We start from the raw sequence: 18,574 nt of genomic DNA, 5'->3' as shown, positions 1-18,574 counted from the left end.
CACACCCGATTGGTCAAGTCCCCTGAGGCCTGAGAAAGTTGCCGTGATCTCAGGGGGGTTGTGTGACGCGACGTCAAAAACGACTCAGAACAGGCAGAACGGTTCTGCCGGTATTCACCGCATTCAGCGCGCTGGCCGGCGCGACCCTTGTAGGGGCCGCACCGGCCGGCGCCGCGACGGCCGGTACCCAGATCGCCCCGGGTGTCGTCTACAAGCAGTACGACATCCGGGGCGCCAAGGGACTGACGCACGCTCATGTGCTGAGCGTCGACCTGACCAACACGCACGTCAGCCTGGGACTGCTGCATCCCGGGGCCGTGGCCGCGCGGGCCGCCGTCTCGACGCTGGCCAACAACCAGAAGGCCGTCGCCGGCGTCAACGGCGACTTCTTCAACATCACCGAGACCCAGCACCCGGGTGTCACGGCGACCGGCGCGAGCGTGGGGCCTGCGATCGCGGACGGGCGGGTGCTCAAGGCGGCGGTCCCGGACGGACAGCGGTTCGGTCCTGAGCTGCCGCCGGGCACGACCACCGAGGACGTGGTGGGTGTCGGCACCGACGGACGGGCCCGGCTGGACAGCCTGGACTTCCAGGGCTCGGCCCGCACCCTCACCAGGCGGGTCCCGCTCGGCGGGCTCAACCAGTACGCGCTGCCGGTGGGTTCGGTCGGCGCGTACACGTCCGCCTGGGGCAGCGTCTCCCGGGTGCGCGCCACCTGCGGCACGGACACCGACCGGGCCGCGGCGTGCAGCACCGACACGTACGAGGTGACGGTCCGGCGCGGCCGGGTCGTTTCGGTCTCCGCCACGCCCGGCAGCGGTGCCATCGCCCGCGGTGACACCGTGCTCGTCGGCCGGGAAGCCGGCGCGGACAGGCTGCGGAAGTTCGTCAAGGGTCAGCGCGTGTGGATCACCCACGGGCTGACGGCGGCCTCGAAGACCTCGTACCGCTTCGCACTCGGCGGCTACCCGGTCGTCAGGGGCGGACAGCCGCTGCCCGGTCTCGACGGCGCGACCGCGGCCGTGCGCACCGCGGTGGGCATCGCGACAGGCGGCAAGCGTGTGGTCCTGTTCGCACTGGACGGCGCGACGGCGTACCGCAGCGGTCTGACGATCGCCGAAGTGGCCGCCCAGATGAAGAGCCTCGGAGCCGTCGACGCCTTCAGCCTGGACGGCGGCGGCTCGACGACGCTGGTCGCCCGCCCCTCAGGCTCGGCCAAGGTCACCGTGCGCAACCACCCGTCCGGCGGTGCGGAGCGCCCCGTCCCGAACGGCATCGGGGTCTTCTACACGAGCTGACCCGCACACCCCCACCACCCGCGCGGCCTCACGGCCGAAGGCTGCCGACGATGTCCGCGGTCGCCGTGAAACCGCTGTGGATGGTGGGGGCGATGTTCGTGCCGGCCAGGTAGAAGCCGAGCAGCAGGCACACCAGTGCGTGGGAGACCTTCAGCCCGCCGCTGCGCATGAAGATCACGGCCAGGATCAGGAGCAGCAGCACCACAGAGATGGAAAGCACCATCGTCAACCTCCTCCGCCACGTCCGCTTCGCGGCGTTCGGCCGCAAGTGTCGCGTAGCGGAGGGATCGTCCGGGCGGCTGACCTGTCCGCCGAACGAGTGGTTCTACGCGGACCGGTGGGCGTCCAGGAACGCCTCGAGGCCCGCCAGGTCGTCGGTGTTGAGGTAGTCGACTTCGGCGGCGACCAGTTCGGCCCAGAGGGCGTCACGCGCCGGACCGGCCACGTCCGGGGTGGCCCAGAACCGCACCTTCTGCCCCCGGGAGTGGGCGGCCTTGACGATGGCCCGCAGCTTCTGCCGTTCGGCGTCCGGGAACGCGCCCACGCCCAGCCAGGTGAAGTTGAGCGTCCAGTTGTCGCTGATCAGCGGGATGAAGGAGGCGGGTGCGGCACTGCCGAGGTCGGCGAGACGACCGTCGTAGAAGGCCCGGCGCACGGTCTGGGCCTCCATCGGCGTACGGGCCGCGCGGTCGCCGGAGACGACGGCGGTGACGGGACCGGTGTGCACGCGGCCGTGGGCGTACGTCGTGAACAGGTGCCGGTAGCGCCGCAGATGCCGGTCGAGTTCGAGGTACGTCGACGAGCCCTCGGTCTTGATGTCGATGAGCAGTTGCAGGGGCCCGCGCCGACCCCGGTAGACGGAACCGTGGTTGGCCTTGACGCGGGCGGCCAGCGGGTCGAGGTAGAGGGACTCGAGGGTGCGGGCCGGGTCGAGGTCGACGGGGACGTGGGCGACGAGGAGCTGGTCACCGACGAGGAAGATGTCGGCCTCGACGCTGCCGAAGCGGTGGTCGAGGGCGTCGAAGAGGGGACGCGGGTGCTCGTAGTCGTTGTGGGCATGGGCGCGCCACAACGGGCGGGGTCCGTGCCGTTCTTCGTCCGCCGCCGCGCGGGCGGCGGGCAGGGCGGCCGCGCCCGCGAGGGCGGCGCCGAGAGTGGTGAGGGCTCTGCGGCGGGTGGTGAGGGCCATGCTCTGCCTCCCTTTGAGGGCCGTACGGGACCTCATGGAGTATGAGGTCCGTCAGCCCTCAAAGAGCATGTATGTGGCAGGAGTTGGCCGGACTGCCGCCCTGTGTTCATCGCCTCCGCGCGGGGCACACGGAAAAGCCCGCCCGAGGTCGGGCGGGCTTTTCCGGGATGTACGTCAGGGGGCTTGCAGGTCGACCAGTTCGGCCAGGGCCGCGCGGTGGGCGCCTGCCGTGCCGTAGGCGATGGAGTCGGCCTTCGCCCGCTTCAGGTACAGATGCACGGGGTGCTCCCACGTCATGCCGATACCGCCGTGCAGTTGCAGCGCCTCCTCGGCGGCGTGGACGGCGACGGACGCCGCGTACGCCTGGGCGACGGCGACCGCCACGTCGGCGTCCTCGCCGGTCGCGAGGGCGTCGGCCGCGTTGCGCGCGGCGGCACGGAGGTTGACGACCTCCAGCCAGAGCTGGGCGAGCCGGTGCTTGAGCGCCTGGAAGCCACCGACGGGCCGGTTGAACTGCTTGCGCTCCTTCAGGTAGCGCACCGTTTCGGTCAACGTCCATTCGGCGAGCCCGAGTTGCTCGGACGCGAGCAGCCCGGCCCCGGCGCGCAGGGCACGCCGTACGGCGGGTTCGGCGTCGCCGATCCGGCGGGCGGGCGCCCCGTCGAGGGTGACGGTCGCGAGGGGGCGGGTGAGGTCGAGGGAGGCTTGCGGGGTGACGGTCACGGCGTCCGCCTCGACCGCGTACAATCCGCCGTCCTCCGCCGGGACCAGCAACACGTCCGCGGCCGCCGCGTCGGCTATCCCGGTCAGCTCCCCGTGCAGGGACCCGCCTTCATGGCGTACGGCCTGGTAGGCGCCGCCCGGAGCGACGTTCAGCGCGACGGCGAGAGCGCCGATCCTGCGTCCGGAGGCCAGCTCGGCGAGCAGGTCGCCGGTCTCGCAGGCCAGCAGCGCCTCGGTCGCCACGACGGCGCTCGTGAGATACGGCACGGGGGCGGCCGCCCGCCCCAGCTCCTCAAGGACGACGGCGGCTTCGCGGTGCGTGGCACCCTGGCCGCCCCGGTCCTCGGGCACCAGGAGACCCGCGAGGCCCATTCCGTCGGCGAGCGCCTTCCATGCCTCGAGGTCGTGCGGGGCGTCCGACTCGGTGCGCGCGATCACGCCGGGCGCGTCGCAGTGGTCCGTGAGCAGGTCCCGGACGGCGTCGCGCAGCGCCTCTTCCTCCTCCGAGTACAGCAGATCGGTCATCGGGCGAGGTCCTTCCAGGCGACGTCCTTGTCGGTGCGCGGCTCGGACGGCAGGCCCAGGACGCGCTCGGCGACGATGTTGAGCAGGACCTCGGTGGTCCCGCCCTCGATGCTGTTGCCCTTGGAGCGGAGGTAGCGGTAGCCGGCGTCGCGGCCGACGAAGTCCACCAGCTCGGGCCGGCGCATGGTCCAGTCGTCGTACAACAGGCCCTCCTCGCCGCGGAGTTCCACCTCCAGGCCGCTGATCTCCTGGTTGAGGCGGGCGAAGGCGAGCTTCATGCCGGCGCCCTCGGGGCCGGGCTGGCCCGCGACGAGCTGCTGGCGCAGGCGTTCGCCGGTGAGGCGGGCGACCTCGGCCTCGACCCAGAGCTTCAGCAGGCGCTGGTGCAGATCGTGGGTGCGCAGTTCGGGCCGCTCGCGCCAAGTCTTCGAGACCGGGCCGATCATGCCGCCCTCACGGGGCAGCCGCATACCGCCGATGGCGACGCGTTCGTTGTTCAGCGTGGTCTGCGCGACGCGCCAGCCGTCGCCGACCTCGCCGAGGCGACGGGAGTCGGGAATGCGGACGTCGGTCAGGAAGACCTCGTTGAACTCGGCCTCGCCCGTGATCTGGCGCAGCGGCCGGACCTCGACACCCGGGTCGGTCATGTCGCAGAGGAAGTAGGTGATGCCCGCGTGCTTGGGCACGTCCGGGTCGGTGCGGGCGATGAGGATGGCCCAGCGGGCGTTGTGCGCGCCGGACGTCCACACCTTCTGCCCATTGACCACCCAGTCGTCGCCCTCCCGGACGGCCCGGGTGCCGAGCGCGGCGAGGTCGGAGCCGGCGCCGGGCTCGCTGAAAAGCTGGCACCAGACCTCCTCACCCGTCCACAGCGGCCGCAGATAGCGCTGCTTCTGCTCCTCGGTGCCGTACTTGAGGATCGTCGGGGCGGCCATGCCGAGCCCGATGCCGTTGCGGCGCGAGTCGTTGTCGGGGGCGCCGGCCGCCTCCAGCTCGGCGTCCACGACGGCCTGCAGGGAGCGCGGGGCACCGAGGCCGCCGAGGCCCTCCGGGTAGTGCACCCAGGCCAGTCCCGCGTCGAAGCGGGCAAGGAGGAAGTCCAGGCGATCCGTCGTGGCCGGCGGATGCGCGGCCAGCAGCTTCGCTGTGCGGCGCTTGAGTTCGGCTGCGTCGGTCATGCTGCGGCTCCGTTCGGTACGACGGCGACCCGGCCGGTGGTGACGCCGTCGCCGACCCGCTGCACTGCGGCGGCGGCCTCCTCCAGCGGCACCCGTTCGCTCACCAGCGGCCTGATCGCACCCCTGGCGGCCAGTTCGACGAGCTGCTCGTGGCAGTGCTGGACCAGCTTCGGGTTCTTGGTGTTGTACAGGCCCCAGTGCAGGCCGAGGATCGAGTAGTTCTTCACCAGGGCGTGGTTCAGCCCCGGGCTGGGGATGGTCCCGCTCGCGAAGCCGACGACCACGATCCGGCCCTCGAAGGCGACGACCTTCGCGGACTGGGCGTAGGCCTCGCCGCCGACGGGATCGTAGATCACGTCGGCGCCCCGGCCGCCGGTGGCCTCCTTCACGGCGGCGACGACGTCCTCGCTCCGCCGGTCGATCACGACGTCGCAGCCCAGCTCCCGGGCGACGGCGGCCTTGTCGGCACCGCCGACGACACCGATGACCGTCGCCCCCGCGGCCTTCCCGAGCTGCACCGCCGCGCTGCCGACCCCTCCTGCGGCAGCGTGGACGAGCAGCGTCTCGCCGGCTTCCAGGGCGGCCCGGCGGTGCAGGCCGAACCAGCCGGTCTGGTAGCCGATGTGCAGGGCGGCGGCCTCGGCGTCGTCCAGCGAGTCGGGCGCGGGCAGGACGGCGGCGGCGTCCGCGACCGTGTACTCGGCGAAACCGCCGTGCGGCAGCGCGGGGTTGGCGATCACCCGGCGGCCGTCCTCGGTCTCACCGCAGATCTCGACGCCCGGCGTGAACGGCAGCGGAGGCCTGACCTGGTAGTGGCCCCGGCACATCAGCACGTCCGGGAAGTTGATGTTCGCGGCACGCACCTTCAGCAGCACCTGGCTGTCGCCGGGCGTGGGCCGCTCCACGTTCTGGAGCCGCATCACCTCGCTCGGCTCGCCGTTCTCATGTACTTGCCATGCCTGCATGCGGTGCCTCCACGGGACTGCGTTGTCTTGCCGGAGTCTGACCGGGGTCACCGCATACTAAGCGGTCGCTTGCCCATCAGGGAACAGTAGTGTGCGTCACGACCGCCGGGGTTTCGCCCGTACGTGCATCCGCTCCCCCTGCGGCCCGAACAGGCTCAGGAACTCCGCCGGCCCCTCCCCCGTCGACCCGAACCAGTGCGGCACCCGCGTGTCGAACTCGGCCGCCTCCCCGGCCGTGAGCACCACGTCGTGCTCGCCCAGCATGACCCGCAGCCGTCCGGACAGCACGTACAACCACTCGTAGCCCTCATGAGTGCGCGGTTCGGGCTCCTCCCTGCGCTGCGGTACGAGCACCTTGAAGGCCTGCAGGCCACCGGGCTGCCGGGTGAGCGGCCAAAACGTGCGGCCATGTCGCACCAGGGGCTCGGTCCGCACGCGCGGATCCCCCACCGGCGGTGCCCCTACCAGCTCGTCAAGCGGCACCTGGTGAGCCCCGGCGATGGGGAGCAGCAGCTCCAGGCTGGGTTTGCGCAGGCCGGACTCCAGTCGGGACAGGGTGCTCACGGAGATCCCGGTCGTCTCGGACAGCGCCGCGAGCGTCACTTCCCGCTCCTTCCGGATCCGCCGCAGCCTCGACCCGACCTGCGCGAGCACGTCATCGGTAGTCATGACTCGTATTGCAGAATCGGCAAAGAGGTTTGTCAATCCCGCGCCCTCGGAGTGACCGTGTCGGTATGACCGAGACTTACGAAGTGATCGTGATCGGCGGCGGCGCGGCCGGCCTGTCCGCGGCCCTCGTCCTGGGCCGGGCCCGGCGCAGCACCCTGGTCGTCGACACGGGCGAGCCGCGCAACGCGCCTGCCGCCCACATGCAGGGCTATCTGTCGCGGGACGGCATGCCGCCCGCCGAGTTCCTGGCGATCGGCCGCGCGGAGATCGCGCGCTACGGCGTCGAACTGGTCCGGGACCGGGCGGTGGACGTCACCCGGGAGGACGACGGATTCACCGTGTCCCTCGCGAGCGGACGGACCGTGCGGGCCCGGCGGCTGGTCGTCGCCACCGGACTGAAGGACGAACTGCCGCCCGTCCCCGGCATCGCCGAGCGCTACGGGCGGGACGTGCTGCACTGCCCGTACTGCCACGGGTGGGAGGTGCGCGACCAGGCCTTCGGCGTGCTCGCCACCACCCCGTTGAGCGTCCACCAGGCGCTGATGGTGTCCCAGTGGTCGAAGGACGTGACCCTCTTCCTGCACACGGTCGCCGAGGATCAGCTGTCGGACGACGATCTGCGCAGGCTCGCCGCCGCCGGGGTCGACGTGGTGCGCGGCGAAGTCGCGGAACTGGTGGTGGACGACGACCGGCTCACCGGGGTCCGGCTCGCGGACGGCACCACGCACGCCCGGTCCGTCCTGTTCACCGCGCCCCGCGCGATCCCGCGGACCGATCTCCTGGAAAGGCTGGGCGCCGAACTCCGCGAGACCCCCTTCGGGACGTATCCCGTGGTGGACGAGACAGGCCTGACGACCGTGCCCGGCGTGTGGGCCGCGGGCAATGTGATGGGCTTCGCCGAGCAGGTCGTGAACGCGGCGGCCGGCGGATACCGGGCGGCGGCCGTGATCAACGGAGAACTGCTGATGACCGATCTCGACGCCGCCGTCCGGGTGTAGACCGCCCGCCTCCGTTGCACCATGGCTGCATGCTGCTGACCCGGCTGGCCCGTGTCTCCCGGGAGGTCGCCGCCACCTCGGCGCGCTCCCGCAAGATCGCCCTGCTCGCCGAGCTGTTCCGCGACGCCGAGACGGACGACGTGCCGATCGTCATCCCCTATCTGGCGGGCAGGCTGCCGCAGGGGCGGCTCGGTATCGGCTGGAAGCTACTGAGCCGCCCGGTCGCCCCGGCCGCCGAACCGACCCTGACCGTGCGTGAGGTGGACGCCCGGCTCACGGAAATCGGCAAGGTGTCCGGCACCGGCTCCCAGGCGGAACGCTCCCGTCTGGTCGGCGAGTTGATGGGCGCGGCGACGGAGGACGAGCAACGGTTCCTGTTCGGGCTGATCACCGGTGAGGTCCGGCAGGGTGCGCTGGACGCGGTCGCCGTCGAGGGCCTGGCCGAGGCGACGGGCGCGCCGCCCGAGGGCGTACGGCGGGCGGTGATGCTCGCCGGCTCCTTGCAGACGGTGGCCGAAGCCCTGCTCTCGGCCGGCCCCGCCGCCCTGGACGGCTTCCGGCTCACCGTGGGCCGCCCGGTCCTTCCGATGCTCGCGCACACCGCGTCCTCGGTGGCCGAGGCGGTCGGCAGGCTGGGCGCCTGCGCGGTCGAGGAGAAGCTGGACGGCATCCGGGTGCAGCTGCACCGGGACGGCGACGACGTACGTCTCTACACCCGCACCCTCGACGACATCACCGGCCGACTGCCCGAACTGGCCTCGGCCGCCCTGGAGTTGCGCGGCGAGAAGTTCATCCTGGACGGCGAGGTCATCGCCTTCGACGACACCGGACGGCCCCGCTCCTTCCAGGAGACGGCCGGACGCGTCGGCTCCCGGGTGGACGTGACGACGGCCGCCGCGGCGATCCCCGTCTCCCCCGTCTTCTTCGACGTGCTCTCCGTCGACGGCCGCGACCTGCTCGATCTGCCCTTCGCCGAACGGCACGCGGAGCTGGCCCGGCTGGTGCCGGAGCCGATGCGGGTGCGGCGCACGGTGGTGTCCGGCCCCGAGGACGAGCGAGGGGCGGAGACGTTCCTCGCGGAGACGCTGCGGCGCGGCCACGAGGGGGTCGTGGTCAAGGCCCTCGACGCCCCGTACAGCGCGGGCCGCCGCGGCGCGTCCTGGCTGAAGGTGAAGCCCGTCCACACCCTCGACCTGGTGGTGCTGGCGGCCGAGTGGGGCCACGGCCGCCGCACCGGCAAGCTGTCCAATCTGCACCTCGGAGCCCGTACGGCGGACGGCGGCTTCGCCATGCTCGGCAAGACCTTCAAGGGCATGACCGACGCGATGCTGACCTGGCAGACGCAGCGCCTGCAGGAGCTGGCCGTGCGCGACCACGGCTGGGGCGTGACCGTACGCCCCGAGCTGATCGTCGAGATCGCCTACGACGGCCTGCAGAAGTCCACGCGCTATCCGGCCGGCGTCACGCTCCGCTTCGCCCGCGTGGTCCGCTACCGAGAGGACAAGCGCCCCGGGGATGCGGACACGGTCGAGACGCTGCTGGCCGCGCACCCGGAGGTCAAGCCGTGACGCGACCGAAATGGAGTGCGGGCCTGTTGCTGTTCCGGCACACCGACCACGGCCTGGAGGTGTTGCTGGGCCACATGGGCGGGCCGTTCTTCGCCCGGCGCGACGCCGGGGCGTGGACCGTCCCGAAGGGCGAGTACGAGCCCGACGACGAGGCTGCCTGGGACGCCGCCCGGCGCGAGTTCGAGGAGGAGCTCGGGCTGCCGCCGCCCGACGGCGAGGCCGTGCCGCTGGGCGAGGTCCGCCAGACCAACGGCAAGACGGTCACGGCCTGGGCGGTCGAGGCCGACCTCGACCCGGCGGCGATCAGTCCCGGCACCTTCCGGATGGAGTGGCCGCCGCGGTCGGGGCGGACGGAGGAGTTCCCCGAGCTGGACCGGGTGGAGTGGTTCGGTCTGGAGCGGGCACGGGACGTGATCGTCAAGGCGCAGGCGGCGTTTCTCGACCGGCTGGCTGAGCACTCGGCCTGAGGGGATGCGTACGCGTTGCGGTCCGCACCGCGGCGCGGGAAGGTCGAAGCAAGCCCGCTCCCAGGGAGGTCGGTCATGCCCATCGCAACGGTGAACCCGGCGAACGGCGAGACGCTCAAGACGTACGAGGCCATGGGCGAAGAGGAGCTCGAGCGCCGGCTCCAGCTCGCCGAGGCCACCTTCCGCACGTACCGGACGACCAGGTTCGTGGACCGCGCGCGCCTGCTGATCCAGGCCGCGAACCTCCTGGACGGCGACCAGCAGGACATCGCCCGGGTCATGACCACCGAGATGGGCAAGCCGCTCAAGCAGGCCCGCGCCGAGGCCGCGAAGTGCGCCAAGGCGATGCGGTGGTACGCCGAGCACGCCGAGGAACTGCTCGCCGACGAGGAGCCGGCGGAGTACGACGTGAAGGACTCGGGCGCCTCGCGCGTCCGGGTGCGGTACCGCCCGCTCGGCCCGGTGCTCGCGGTGATGCCGTGGAACTTCCCGCTGTGGCAGGTGGTCCGCTTCGCCGCCCCCGCGCTGATGGCGGGCAACGTGGGCCTCCTCAAGCACGCCTCCAACGTCCCCCAGACCGCCCTCTACCTGGAGGACCTGTTCCACCGCGCGGGCTTCACCGAGGGCTGCTTCCAGACCCTGCTCGTCGGCTCCGCCAAGGTCGACGACATTCTGCGCGACGAGCGTGTGAAGGCGGCCACCCTCACCGGCAGCGAGCCCGCCGGCCGTGCGGTCGCCTCCACTGCCGGGGAGATGGTCAAGAAGACGGTGCTGGAGCTGGGCGGCAGCGATCCGTACGTCGTGATGCCGTCCGCCGACATCGACCGGGCCGCCGAGGTCGCGGTGACGGCACGCGTGCAGAACAACGGGCAGTCCTGCATCGCCGCCAAGCGGTTCATCGTGCACACGGACGTCTACGACGCCTTCGCCGAACGGTTCGTGGCGGGCATGCAGGCGCTGAAGGTCGGCGACCCGATGGAGGAGGAGACCGAGGTCGGGCCGCTCTCGAGCGAGCAGGGACGGGCGGACCTCGAGGAGCTGGTCGACGACGCGAGGCGCAGTGGCGCGACAGTGCTGTGCGGTGGGGAGCGGCCCGACCGGCCCGGGTGGTACTACCCGCCGACCGTTCTGGCCGGGATCACGCGTGAGATGCGGATCCACCGGGAGGAGGCCTTCGGGCCCGTCGCCACGCTCTACCGCGCGGGTGACCTCGACGAGGCCGTGCTGATCGCCAACGACTCGTCGTTCGGGCTGAGTTCCAACGTCTGGACGCGGGACGAGGCCGAGGTCGACCGGTTCGTACGGGATCTGGAGGCGGGCGGCGTGTACTTCAACGGGATGACCGCCTCCCACCCCGCGTTCCCGTTCGGCGGCGTCAAGCGGTCGGGCTACGGGCGTGAGCTGTCCGGCCACGGAATCCGCGAGTTCTGCAACATCACCACGGTTTGGCACGGTGCGTGAGCACTGCGCGGTTACCATCCCGTCTGTGAACCGCGAAGTGACTCTGCCTCTGATCGTCGACGACCGCGGTACCTTGCAGGTGGCCGCGGCCGACGTGAGCAAACTGCTCCGCACGGTGGGCGGGCGGTGGCTGCATCTTGTGGAGGCCGGGGAAGAGGGGCTCGACGAGGACACGGTGGCCGCGTTGACCATTGAGCTCGCGAAGCTGGCTGATCGTATCGATGTGGCGTGCATTGCCCATAGCAGTGGAGCGCCGTAGGGGTGCGGATGTCGTGGCGCGTGCAGGCCGTATGTGGCCGGTCGCGCAGTTCCTCGCGCCCCCTGAGGGCGTTGTACCGACGTCAGCGGATGGGCATCCCCGAAAGGGTGCGCGCGATCACCAGGCGCTGGATCTCGCTCGTGCCCTCGAAGATCGTGTAGATCGCCGCGTCCCTGTGCATCCGCTCCACCGGGTACTCCCGCGTGTAGCCGTTGCCGCCGAGGATCTGGATCGCCTGGGCCGTGACCTTCTTCGCCGTCTCACTCGCGAACAGCTTCGACATCGAGCCCTCGGCCGCGGTGAACGGCTTGCCGTTGATCGCCATCCATGAGGCACGCCAGACGAGCAGGCGGGCCGCATCGATCTGCGTCCGCATGTCGGCGAGCTGGAACGCCACACCCTGGTTGTCGATGATCGGCCGTCCGAACTGCTCACGCGTCGTCGCGTAGTCGAGGGCCACCTCGTACGCCGCCCGGGCCGTGCCCACGGCCATCGCACCGACCGCGGGACGGCTCGCCTCGAACGTCGCCATCGCCGCGTTCTTCACGCGCTCGCCGCCCGCCTTCGCCCTCTCCCTGGCCCGCGCCAGCCGCTCGTCCAGCTTCTCCTTGCCGCCGAGCAGGCAGGAGCCGGGGACACGCACGCTCTCCAGGACGACCTCGGCGGTGTGCGATGCGCGAATGCCGTGCTTCTTGAACTTCTGCCCCTGGGACAGACCCGGCGTGTTCGGCGGAATGATGAAGGAAGCGTGGCCCTTGGAGCCGAGCTCCGGGTCGACGACGGCCACGACCACGTGGACGTTGGCGATGCCGCCGTTGGTCGCCCACGTCTTCGTACCGTTGATCACCCACTCGTCCTTGGCCTCGTCGTACACGGCACGCGTGCGCATGGAGGCGACGTCGGAGCCGGCGTCGGGTTCGGAGGAGCAGAACGCGGCGACCTTGACGTCGTTGGTGTCGCCGTACATCTGGGGGATCCAGGTGCCGATCTGCTCCTCGGTACCGTTGGCGAGCACGCCCACGGCGGCGAGGCCGGTGCCGACGATCGACAGGGCGATGCCGGCGTCGCCCCAGAACAGCTCCTCCATGGCCATGGGGATGCCGAGACCTGTGGGGTCGAAGTACTGCTGGGCGTAGAAGTCGAGCGAGTAGATGCCGACCTTCGCGGCCTCCTGGATGACCGGCCAGGGAGTCTCCTCACGCTCGTCCCATTCGGCGGCCGCGGGGCGGATGACCTCGGCGGCGAAGCCGTGCAGCCAGTCGCGGACCTCCTTCTGTTCGTCGTTGAGCTCCATGGTGAACTCGGCCATGTCTCCTCCAGCGGCGGTGCTCTTTCGTGTTACTTGCGGTAACACGAGTCTGTTACCAGTCAGTAGGAAAAGTCAACTCCTGATGACAGCTCGGCATCCCGTTCGATGTCAGTGGAGTGTTGAGTGTTAGTTTGCGCAGGCGTCATCGAATCAGCACGGGTGGGGAGAGCTCATGGACACCACGCAGCGGACCGAGCAGCAGCGGTCCGCCGACCGCCGGCGGCGCGAGCTGCTCGAGGCAGCCGACAGAGTGGTGCTGCGCGACGGTCCGCAGGCCTCGATGAACGCGATCGCCGCGGAAGCCGGCATCACCAAGCCGATCCTTTATCGCCACTTCGGCGACAAGGGCGGACTTTACGCAGCGTTGGCCAAACGGCACACGGACGCCCTGCTCGACTCGCTGCGAGCCGCGCTGGACGCTCCCGCGGACCGACGGGAGCGGGTCGAGGCGACGTTGGACACGTACCTCGCCGCGATCGAGGCGCGGCCTCAGGTGTACCGGTTCCTGATGCATCCCGCCGAGGGCGGGCAGACGGGGGACCAGGGGTTCGACGTCGGCAAGCACTCGGCGCCGCTGCTGCGCAGGATGGGCGAGGAGTTGGCGCAGGTCATCGAGGATCGGCTGGATCTCGGGCCGGAGAGCCAGCAGTTGGCCCGGGTGTGGGGGCACGGGATCGTCGGGATGATGCACGCGGCCGGGGACTGGTGGCTGGGGGAACGGCCATGTTCCCGGGCTGAGTTGGTGCGGAGTCTGGCGGACCTGTTGTGGGGGCGTCTGGCTGCCGCCGGGGACAAGATGGGCGGTCCCGGGTTCTGACGGTCGTTTGCCGTCCACAGACCGGTGGGGGCTGGTAGCGCCCACGCGGCGGAGCCGCCATTGGATACAGCCCCGCGCCCCTGAGCAGCACACCTCACCGGCGCCATGAAGCTCGCCGTACCTGTCGCATCAGTCGGCGGTGGCGCCAACCCGTCACGCGGTCCGCGTACACCCTGCCCTCCAGGTGGTCGCACTCGTGCTGCAGACACCTGGCGAAGAAGCCCGTGCCATGGACCGTCAGCGGCTCCCCGGTCATCGTGAAACCCCCGACCACCGCATGGTCGTACCGCTCCGTCCCCGCCTCCAGGCCCGGCAGGGACAGGCAGCCCTCCGGGCCCCGCAGCACCACACCGTCCGCCTCGACCAGGCGTGGGTTCACCACATGGCCGAGGTGGCGGACCTCCTCGTCGTCGGGACAGTCGTACACGAACACCCGCAGGGGCACTCCCACCTGGTTCGCGGCCAGGCCCACGCCCTGGGCCGCGTACATCGTCGCGAACAAGTCCTCGACCAGGTGTGCCAGTTCGGGGCCGAAGTCGGTGACCTCCCGGCAGGGCTCGTGCAGGACCTCGTCGCCGAGCAGAGTCAGGGGCCGGACGCGCCCGCGGGCGCCCGGGATCGAGCCGTTTCGCATGGCGGCAAGGGTACGGTCCTCTGCGACGCGTGAAGGTCGGGCCGGTGCCGCGGTTCTGGAGTGCGAATGGATCTCGATAGGCTGACCACCTACCACGTTGCCGTCAGGCAGAGGCGCGGCGCGTACGCAAGGAGGATCGAGAACTGATGGCAGGCAACTCGGACCCGCTCACGCCGCGGGCCAAGATCGCCGTGACCGCGGGCAAGGCGGTCGCTGCGGCATCGCGCGCCGCGGGGCGCGGCAGCGGTTCGGTGATCGGTGGCCGGGTGGCACTCAAACTCGATCCCGACCTCCTCGCCCGGCTCGCGCAGAACCTGGACGTCGTCCTCGTCTCGGCGACCAACGGCAAGACCACGACCACGCGGCTCATCGCAGAGGCGCTGCGCGCCGCGGGCCCGGTGGTCTCCAACGCGCTCGGGGCCAACATGCCCGCCGGCATCACCTCGGCTCTCGCCGGTGGATCGGAAGCCCGGTACGGCGTCATAGAGGTCGACGAGAAGTACCTCGCGGGCGTGGCCCGGGACACCGACCCGAAGTGCATCGCCCTGCTCAACCTCTCCCGCGACCAGCTCGACCGCGCGGCCGAGACCCGCATGCTCGCGGAGAACTGGCGCGAGGGTCTGGCCGGTTCGAAGTCCGTCGTCGTCGCCAACTGCGACGACCCGCTGGTGGTGTGGGCCGCGTCCTCCTCCCCCAATGTGATCTGGGTCGCCGCCGGACAGATGTGGAAGGACGACGCCTGGTCCTGCCCTTCCTGCGGTGGCGTGATGCAGCGGCCCGGAGACGACTGGTTCTGCGGTGAGTGCGGCTTCCGCCGCCCGACGCCGAGCTGGGCGCTGTCCGGGGACCACGTCCTCGACCCGCACGGGTCCGCCTGGCCGATCCACCTCCAGCTGCCGGGCCGCGCGAACAAGGCCAACGCCGCCTCCTCGGCCGCCGTCGCGGCCGTCTTCGGGGTGCCCCCGCAGGTCGCCCTGGAGCGCATGTACCAGGTGCAGGCGGTCGCCGGACGCTACGACGTGGTCCAGTTCCAGGGCCGTGATCTGCGGCTGCTGCTCGCCAAGAACCCGGCCGGCTGGCTGGAGACGTTCTCGCTGATCGACCCGCCGCCGTCCCCGGTGATCCTCTCCGTGAACGCGCGCGGCGCCGACGGCACCGACACCTCCTGGCTGTGGGACGTCGACTACACGCGCCTGACCGGCCACCCCATCTGCGTGATCGGCGATCGCAAGCTGGACCTCGCGGTGCGTCTGGAGGTCGCGAACCAGCGCTTCCAGGTGTGCGAGAACCTCGACCAGGCCGTGCAGCTGTGTCCGCCGGGCCGTATCGAGGTCATCGCCAACTACACCGCCTTCCAGGACCTGCGCCGACGCGTCGGCAACTGACACACAGGGGACTCTTGTGAGCGACAACAACCTGCGGGTCGTCTGGGTCTACCCCGACCTGCTCAGCACGTACGGCGACCAGGGCAACGTCCTCGTCGTGGAGCGCCGGGCCCGGCAGCGCGGCCTCGACGTGGCCCGGCTCGACGTGCGCAGCGACCAGCCGATCCCGACCTCGGGCGACATCTACCTGATCGGCGGCGGCGAGGACCGTCCGCAGCGGCTCGCGGCGGAGCGGCTGCGCCGCGACGGGCACCTGTACCAGGCGGTGCAGAACGGCGCGATCGTCTTCTCCGTGTGCGCCGGCTACCAGATCCTCGGCCACGAGTTCGTCAACGACCTCGGACAGCGCGAGCCGGGCCTCGGCCTGCTGGACGTGACCACCGTGCGCGGCACGGGCGAGCGGTGCGTCGGCGACGTCCTCGCGGACATCGACCCGCGCCTCGGCCTGCCCCAGCTGACCGGCTTCGAGAACCACCAGGGCATCACCCACCTCGGCCCCACGGCCCGCCCCTTCGCCCAGGTGCGGATCGGCAAGGGCAACGGCACGGGAGACGGCACGGAGGGCGCGTACAACGACACCGTCTTCGGTACGTACATGCACGGCCCCGTGCTGGCGCGCAACCCGCAGATCGCCGACCTGCTGCTGAAGCTCGCGCTCGACGTGAACGCCCTGCCGCCGATCGACGACCGCTGGTACGAGGCGCTGCGGGGCGAGCGCATCGCGGCCGCGCAGCAGCCTGCCTGAGCTGGGTCCGCACCTGCCCTCCAGCAAGGCTCGACCAGCCCGTCTGACACTGAGTCCGCACAGGTGAGCGGGGCCGTCCAGCAGGCGGACGCACGGTTCGGCCCCGCCCCCTCCTGCCGCTAGGGTGGCGGGGATCGAGCCGGACAGCGTGGTCCGGTCCAGGCCCACGTTGAGAAGGTTTTTCGGGCTATGCGCATTGGTGTCCTCACGTCCGGCGGCGACTGCCCCGGCCTGAACGCCGTCATCCGGTCCGTCGTGCACCGTGCCGTCGTCGACCACGGCGACGAGGTCATCGGCTTCCGGGACGGCTGGAAGGGCCTCCTGGAGTGCGACTACCTCAAGCTCGACCTTGACGCGGTGAGCGGCATCCTGGCTCGCGGCGGCACAATCCTCGGCTCCTCCCGTGTCCAGCCCTCCCATCTGCGGGACGGCGTGGAACGGGCGAAGGGCCACGTCGAGGAGCTCGGCCTCGACGCGATCATCCCGATCGGCGGCGAGGGCACGCTGAAGGCGGCCCGGCTGATGTCGGACAACGGCCTGCCCGTGGTGGGCGTGCCGAAGACCATCGACAACGACATCGCGGTCACGGACGTCACCTTCGGCTTCGACACGGCCGTGGGCGTCGCGACCGAGGCGCTCGACCGGCTCAAGACCACCGCCGAGTCCCACCAGCGTGTCCTGGTGGTCGAGGTCATGGGGCGCCACACCGGCTGGATCGCACTGCACTCCGGCATGGCGGCCGGCGCCCACGCCATCGTCGTCCCGGAACGCCCCTTCGACATCGAGGAGTTGGCCAAGCGGGTCGGCGAGCGGTTCGAGGCGGGCAAGCGGTTCGCCATCGTCGTGGCGGCGGAGGGCGCCAAGCCGCGGCCCGGGTCCATGGAGTTCGACGAGGGCGGCAAGGACGTCTACGGGCATGAGCGGTTCGCCGGGATCGCGCGCCAGCTGTCGATCGAGCTGGAGCAGCGGCTCGGCAAGGAGGCGCGGCCGGTGATCCTGGGGCATGTGCAGCGCGGCGGGACGCCCACGGCGTACGACCGCGTGCTCGCCACTCGGTTCGGGTGGCATGCGGTGGAGGCCGTGCATCGGGGTGAGTTCGGGAGGATGACGGCTCTTCGGGGGACGGACATCGTGATGGTGCCGCTCGCGGAGGCCGTGGAGACGTTGAAGACGGTTCCTGAGGAGCGGTACGCGGAAGCGGAGTGCGTGCTTTAGCCGTCCGGCGGGTGCGGGGGGTTGTGGGCTGGTCGCGCCCACACGGCGGAGCCGCATGTCGAACACAGCCCCGCGCCTCTGGTGAGCTGCACTGCCCCCGGTGACCAATGTCGCCGGGGGCAGTTCTAATCTGGTCCGGACAGACAGCTCACAACCCCCACGAATCAGGAGCCGTTGGATGGATCACAGCGGGCACGGCATGATCATGGATCTGCCGCCGTTCACGCTGGGGCGGGGTCTTCAGTGGTCGGCGGACCCGTTCTTCCTCGTGGGCTGCCTGCTGGGGCTCGCGCTGTACGGGTGGGGGGTCGTGCGGCTGCGGCGGCGCGGGGACGCGTGGCCGGTCGGGCGGACGGTGTCGTACGTCTTCGGCGTGCTGTCCGTCGGGGTCGTGATGTGCACCAAGCTGAACGACTACGGCATGGTGATGTTCAGCGTGCACATGGTGCAGCACATGATCATCAGCATGCTGTCGCCGATCCTGATCCTGCTCGGCGCCCCCATCACCCTGGCGCTGCGCGCGCTGCCGACCGCCGGCAGGGGCCGCAAGGGGCCGCGCGAGCTGCTGCTGATGCTGCTGCACAGCCGCTACATGAGGATCATCACGCACCCCGCGTTCACGATCCCCATGTTCGTCGCGAGCCTCTACGCGCTGTACTTCACTCCGCTCTTCGACTTCCTGATGGGCTCGAAGGCCGGGCACGTCGCGATGATGGTGCACTTCCTCGCCGTCGGTGTGGTGTTCTTCTGGCCGATCATCGGGGTGGATCCGGGGCCGCACCGGCCGGGCTACCTGTTGCGGATGCTGGAGCTGTTCGCGGGCATGCCGTTCCACGCCTTCTTCGGCATCGCGTTGATGATGGCGTCCACGCCCATGGTCGAGACGTTCAAGAACCCGCCGGCCTCCCTCGGTATCGAAGCGCTCTCCGACCAGAACGCGGCCGGCGGTATCGCCTGGGCGTTCAGTGAGATCCCGTCGGTGCTGGTGCTGATAGCGCTGCTGTTCCAGTGGTACGGCTCGGAGCAGCGGCAGGCCCGTCGCAAGGACCGGGCCGCCGACCGGGACGGGGACAAGGAACTCGAGGCGTACAACGCCTATTTGGCCTCATTGAACGCACGCGGTCGCTGAACTTCTTTCAACGGCTTTCGCATTCAGTAGCATGAAACGC

19 protein-coding genes are annotated in these 18,574 nt (G+C 70.8%); 11 read left to right on the top strand and 8 right to left on the bottom strand.

All coding sequences use genetic code 11. The annotated features are described in order from the left end of the window. Positions 1-62: 62 nt before the first annotated feature. Positions 63-1,298: a phosphodiester glycosidase family protein gene (locus ABZO29_RS38865; RefSeq protein ID WP_367324883.1), complete on the top strand. Its 1,236-nt coding sequence runs from the start codon at positions 63-65 to the stop codon at positions 1,296-1,298. Between the two features lie 28 nt (positions 1,299-1,326). On the opposite strand, the gene ABZO29_RS38860 is transcribed toward ABZO29_RS38865, so the two are convergent. From ABZO29_RS38860 to ABZO29_RS38835, 6 genes are all read right to left on the bottom strand, one after another. After that, the gene (locus ABZO29_RS38860) at positions 1,327-1,521 is read right to left on the bottom strand and encodes a hypothetical protein (protein WP_367324882.1); all 195 of its coding nucleotides are present in this window, start codon (positions 1,519-1,521) and stop codon (positions 1,327-1,329) included. Positions 1,522-1,623: 102 nt separating this feature from the next. Continuing rightward, positions 1,624-2,487 (bottom strand): phosphatidylinositol-specific phospholipase C/glycerophosphodiester phosphodiesterase family protein, encoded by an 864-nt coding sequence (locus ABZO29_RS38855; protein ID WP_367324881.1) that lies wholly within the window; start codon positions 2,485-2,487, stop codon positions 1,624-1,626. 174 nt (positions 2,488-2,661) lie between these two features. Beyond that, on the bottom strand, positions 2,662-3,735 hold the full coding sequence (locus tag ABZO29_RS38850; RefSeq protein WP_367324880.1) for an acyl-CoA dehydrogenase family protein: 1,074 nt from the start codon (positions 3,733-3,735) through the stop codon (positions 2,662-2,664). After that, the gene (locus tag ABZO29_RS38845; RefSeq protein WP_367324879.1) at positions 3,732-4,913 is read right to left on the bottom strand and encodes an acyl-CoA dehydrogenase family protein; all 1,182 of its coding nucleotides are present in this window, start codon (positions 4,911-4,913) and stop codon (positions 3,732-3,734) included. Before ABZO29_RS38845 ends, ABZO29_RS38850 begins: the two co-directional genes overlap by 4 nt. Further along, a complete protein-coding gene (locus ABZO29_RS38840; RefSeq protein ID WP_367324878.1) occupies positions 4,910-5,878 on the bottom strand; it encodes an NADPH:quinone oxidoreductase family protein in 969 nt (322 codons plus the stop codon). Before ABZO29_RS38840 ends, ABZO29_RS38845 begins: the two co-directional genes overlap by 4 nt. Positions 5,879-5,974: 96 nt before the next feature. Further along, the gene (locus ABZO29_RS38835) at positions 5,975-6,547 is read right to left on the bottom strand and encodes a helix-turn-helix domain-containing protein (RefSeq protein WP_367324877.1); all 573 of its coding nucleotides are present in this window, start codon (positions 6,545-6,547) and stop codon (positions 5,975-5,977) included. A gap of 65 nt (positions 6,548-6,612) precedes the next feature. Here ABZO29_RS38835 and ABZO29_RS38830 point away from each other — a divergent pair, with 65 nt between their 5' ends. The 5 genes from ABZO29_RS38830 to ABZO29_RS38810 all read left to right on the top strand — a co-directional run bounded on the left by ABZO29_RS38830 (position 6,613) and on the right by ABZO29_RS38810 (position 11,300). Continuing rightward, a complete protein-coding gene (locus ABZO29_RS38830) occupies positions 6,613-7,545 on the top strand; it encodes an NAD(P)/FAD-dependent oxidoreductase (protein ID WP_367324876.1) in 933 nt (310 codons plus the stop codon). A 29-nt stretch (positions 7,546-7,574) separates the two neighbouring features. Beyond that, positions 7,575-9,113, top strand: coding sequence for an ATP-dependent DNA ligase (locus tag ABZO29_RS38825; protein ID WP_367324875.1), 1,539 nt, complete (start codon positions 7,575-7,577; stop codon positions 9,111-9,113). Continuing rightward, complete coding sequence (locus ABZO29_RS38820; RefSeq protein ID WP_367324874.1) at positions 9,110-9,580, top strand: NUDIX domain-containing protein; 471 nt, start codon at positions 9,110-9,112, stop codon at positions 9,578-9,580. The genes ABZO29_RS38825 and ABZO29_RS38820 overlap by 4 nt, the downstream gene beginning before the upstream one ends. Before the next feature lie 75 nt (positions 9,581-9,655). After that, a complete protein-coding gene (locus tag ABZO29_RS38815) occupies positions 9,656-11,041 on the top strand; it encodes an NADP-dependent succinic semialdehyde dehydrogenase (RefSeq protein WP_367324873.1) in 1,386 nt (461 codons plus the stop codon). A 25-nt stretch (positions 11,042-11,066) separates the two neighbouring features. Next, positions 11,067-11,300: a DUF6213 family protein gene (locus ABZO29_RS38810; RefSeq protein WP_367324872.1), complete on the top strand. Its 234-nt coding sequence runs from the start codon at positions 11,067-11,069 to the stop codon at positions 11,298-11,300. A gap of 82 nt (positions 11,301-11,382) precedes the next feature. On the opposite strand, the gene ABZO29_RS38805 is transcribed toward ABZO29_RS38810, so the two are convergent. Beyond that, positions 11,383-12,609 (bottom strand): acyl-CoA dehydrogenase family protein, encoded by a 1,227-nt coding sequence (locus ABZO29_RS38805; RefSeq protein WP_367324871.1) that lies wholly within the window; start codon positions 12,607-12,609, stop codon positions 11,383-11,385. 172 nt (positions 12,610-12,781) lie between these two features. On the opposite strand from ABZO29_RS38805, the gene ABZO29_RS38800 reads away from it, so the two are divergent. Further along, positions 12,782-13,426, top strand: coding sequence for a TetR family transcriptional regulator (locus ABZO29_RS38800; protein ID WP_367324870.1), 645 nt, complete (start codon positions 12,782-12,784; stop codon positions 13,424-13,426). Positions 13,427-13,520: 94 nt separating this feature from the next. Here ABZO29_RS38800 and def read toward each other — a convergent pair whose 3' ends face one another. Continuing rightward, complete coding sequence (gene def, locus ABZO29_RS38795; protein ID WP_367324869.1) at positions 13,521-14,060, bottom strand: peptide deformylase; 540 nt, start codon at positions 14,058-14,060, stop codon at positions 13,521-13,523. Positions 14,061-14,206: 146 nt separating this feature from the next. On the opposite strand from def, the gene ABZO29_RS38790 reads away from it, so the two are divergent. The 4 genes from ABZO29_RS38790 (at position 14,207) to ABZO29_RS38775 (ending at position 18,534) form a co-directional block, all read left to right on the top strand. After that, positions 14,207-15,445, top strand: coding sequence for a MurT ligase domain-containing protein (locus ABZO29_RS38790; protein WP_367324868.1), 1,239 nt, complete (start codon positions 14,207-14,209; stop codon positions 15,443-15,445). A gap of 16 nt (positions 15,446-15,461) precedes the next feature. Then, positions 15,462-16,190 carry a type 1 glutamine amidotransferase gene (locus ABZO29_RS38785; RefSeq protein ID WP_367324867.1) on the top strand — a complete coding sequence of 243 codons (729 nt, stop codon included), beginning with the start codon at positions 15,462-15,464 and terminating at the stop codon, positions 16,188-16,190. 189 nt (positions 16,191-16,379) lie between these two features. Continuing rightward, positions 16,380-17,405 carry a 6-phosphofructokinase gene (locus tag ABZO29_RS38780; protein WP_367324866.1) on the top strand — a complete coding sequence of 342 codons (1,026 nt, stop codon included), beginning with the start codon at positions 16,380-16,382 and terminating at the stop codon, positions 17,403-17,405. Positions 17,406-17,583: 178 nt separating this feature from the next. Next, positions 17,584-18,534 carry a cytochrome c oxidase assembly protein gene (locus ABZO29_RS38775; RefSeq protein WP_367324865.1) on the top strand — a complete coding sequence of 317 codons (951 nt, stop codon included), beginning with the start codon at positions 17,584-17,586 and terminating at the stop codon, positions 18,532-18,534. Positions 18,535-18,574 lie beyond the last annotated feature (40 nt).

The organism is Streptomyces sp. HUAS ZL42 (genome assembly GCF_040782645.1).
Lineage (GTDB): Bacteria > Actinomycetota > Actinomycetes > Streptomycetales > Streptomycetaceae > Streptomyces.
Note: the sequence above shows the minus strand (reverse complement) of the source record. Positions and strands in the feature narration are given on the sequence as shown.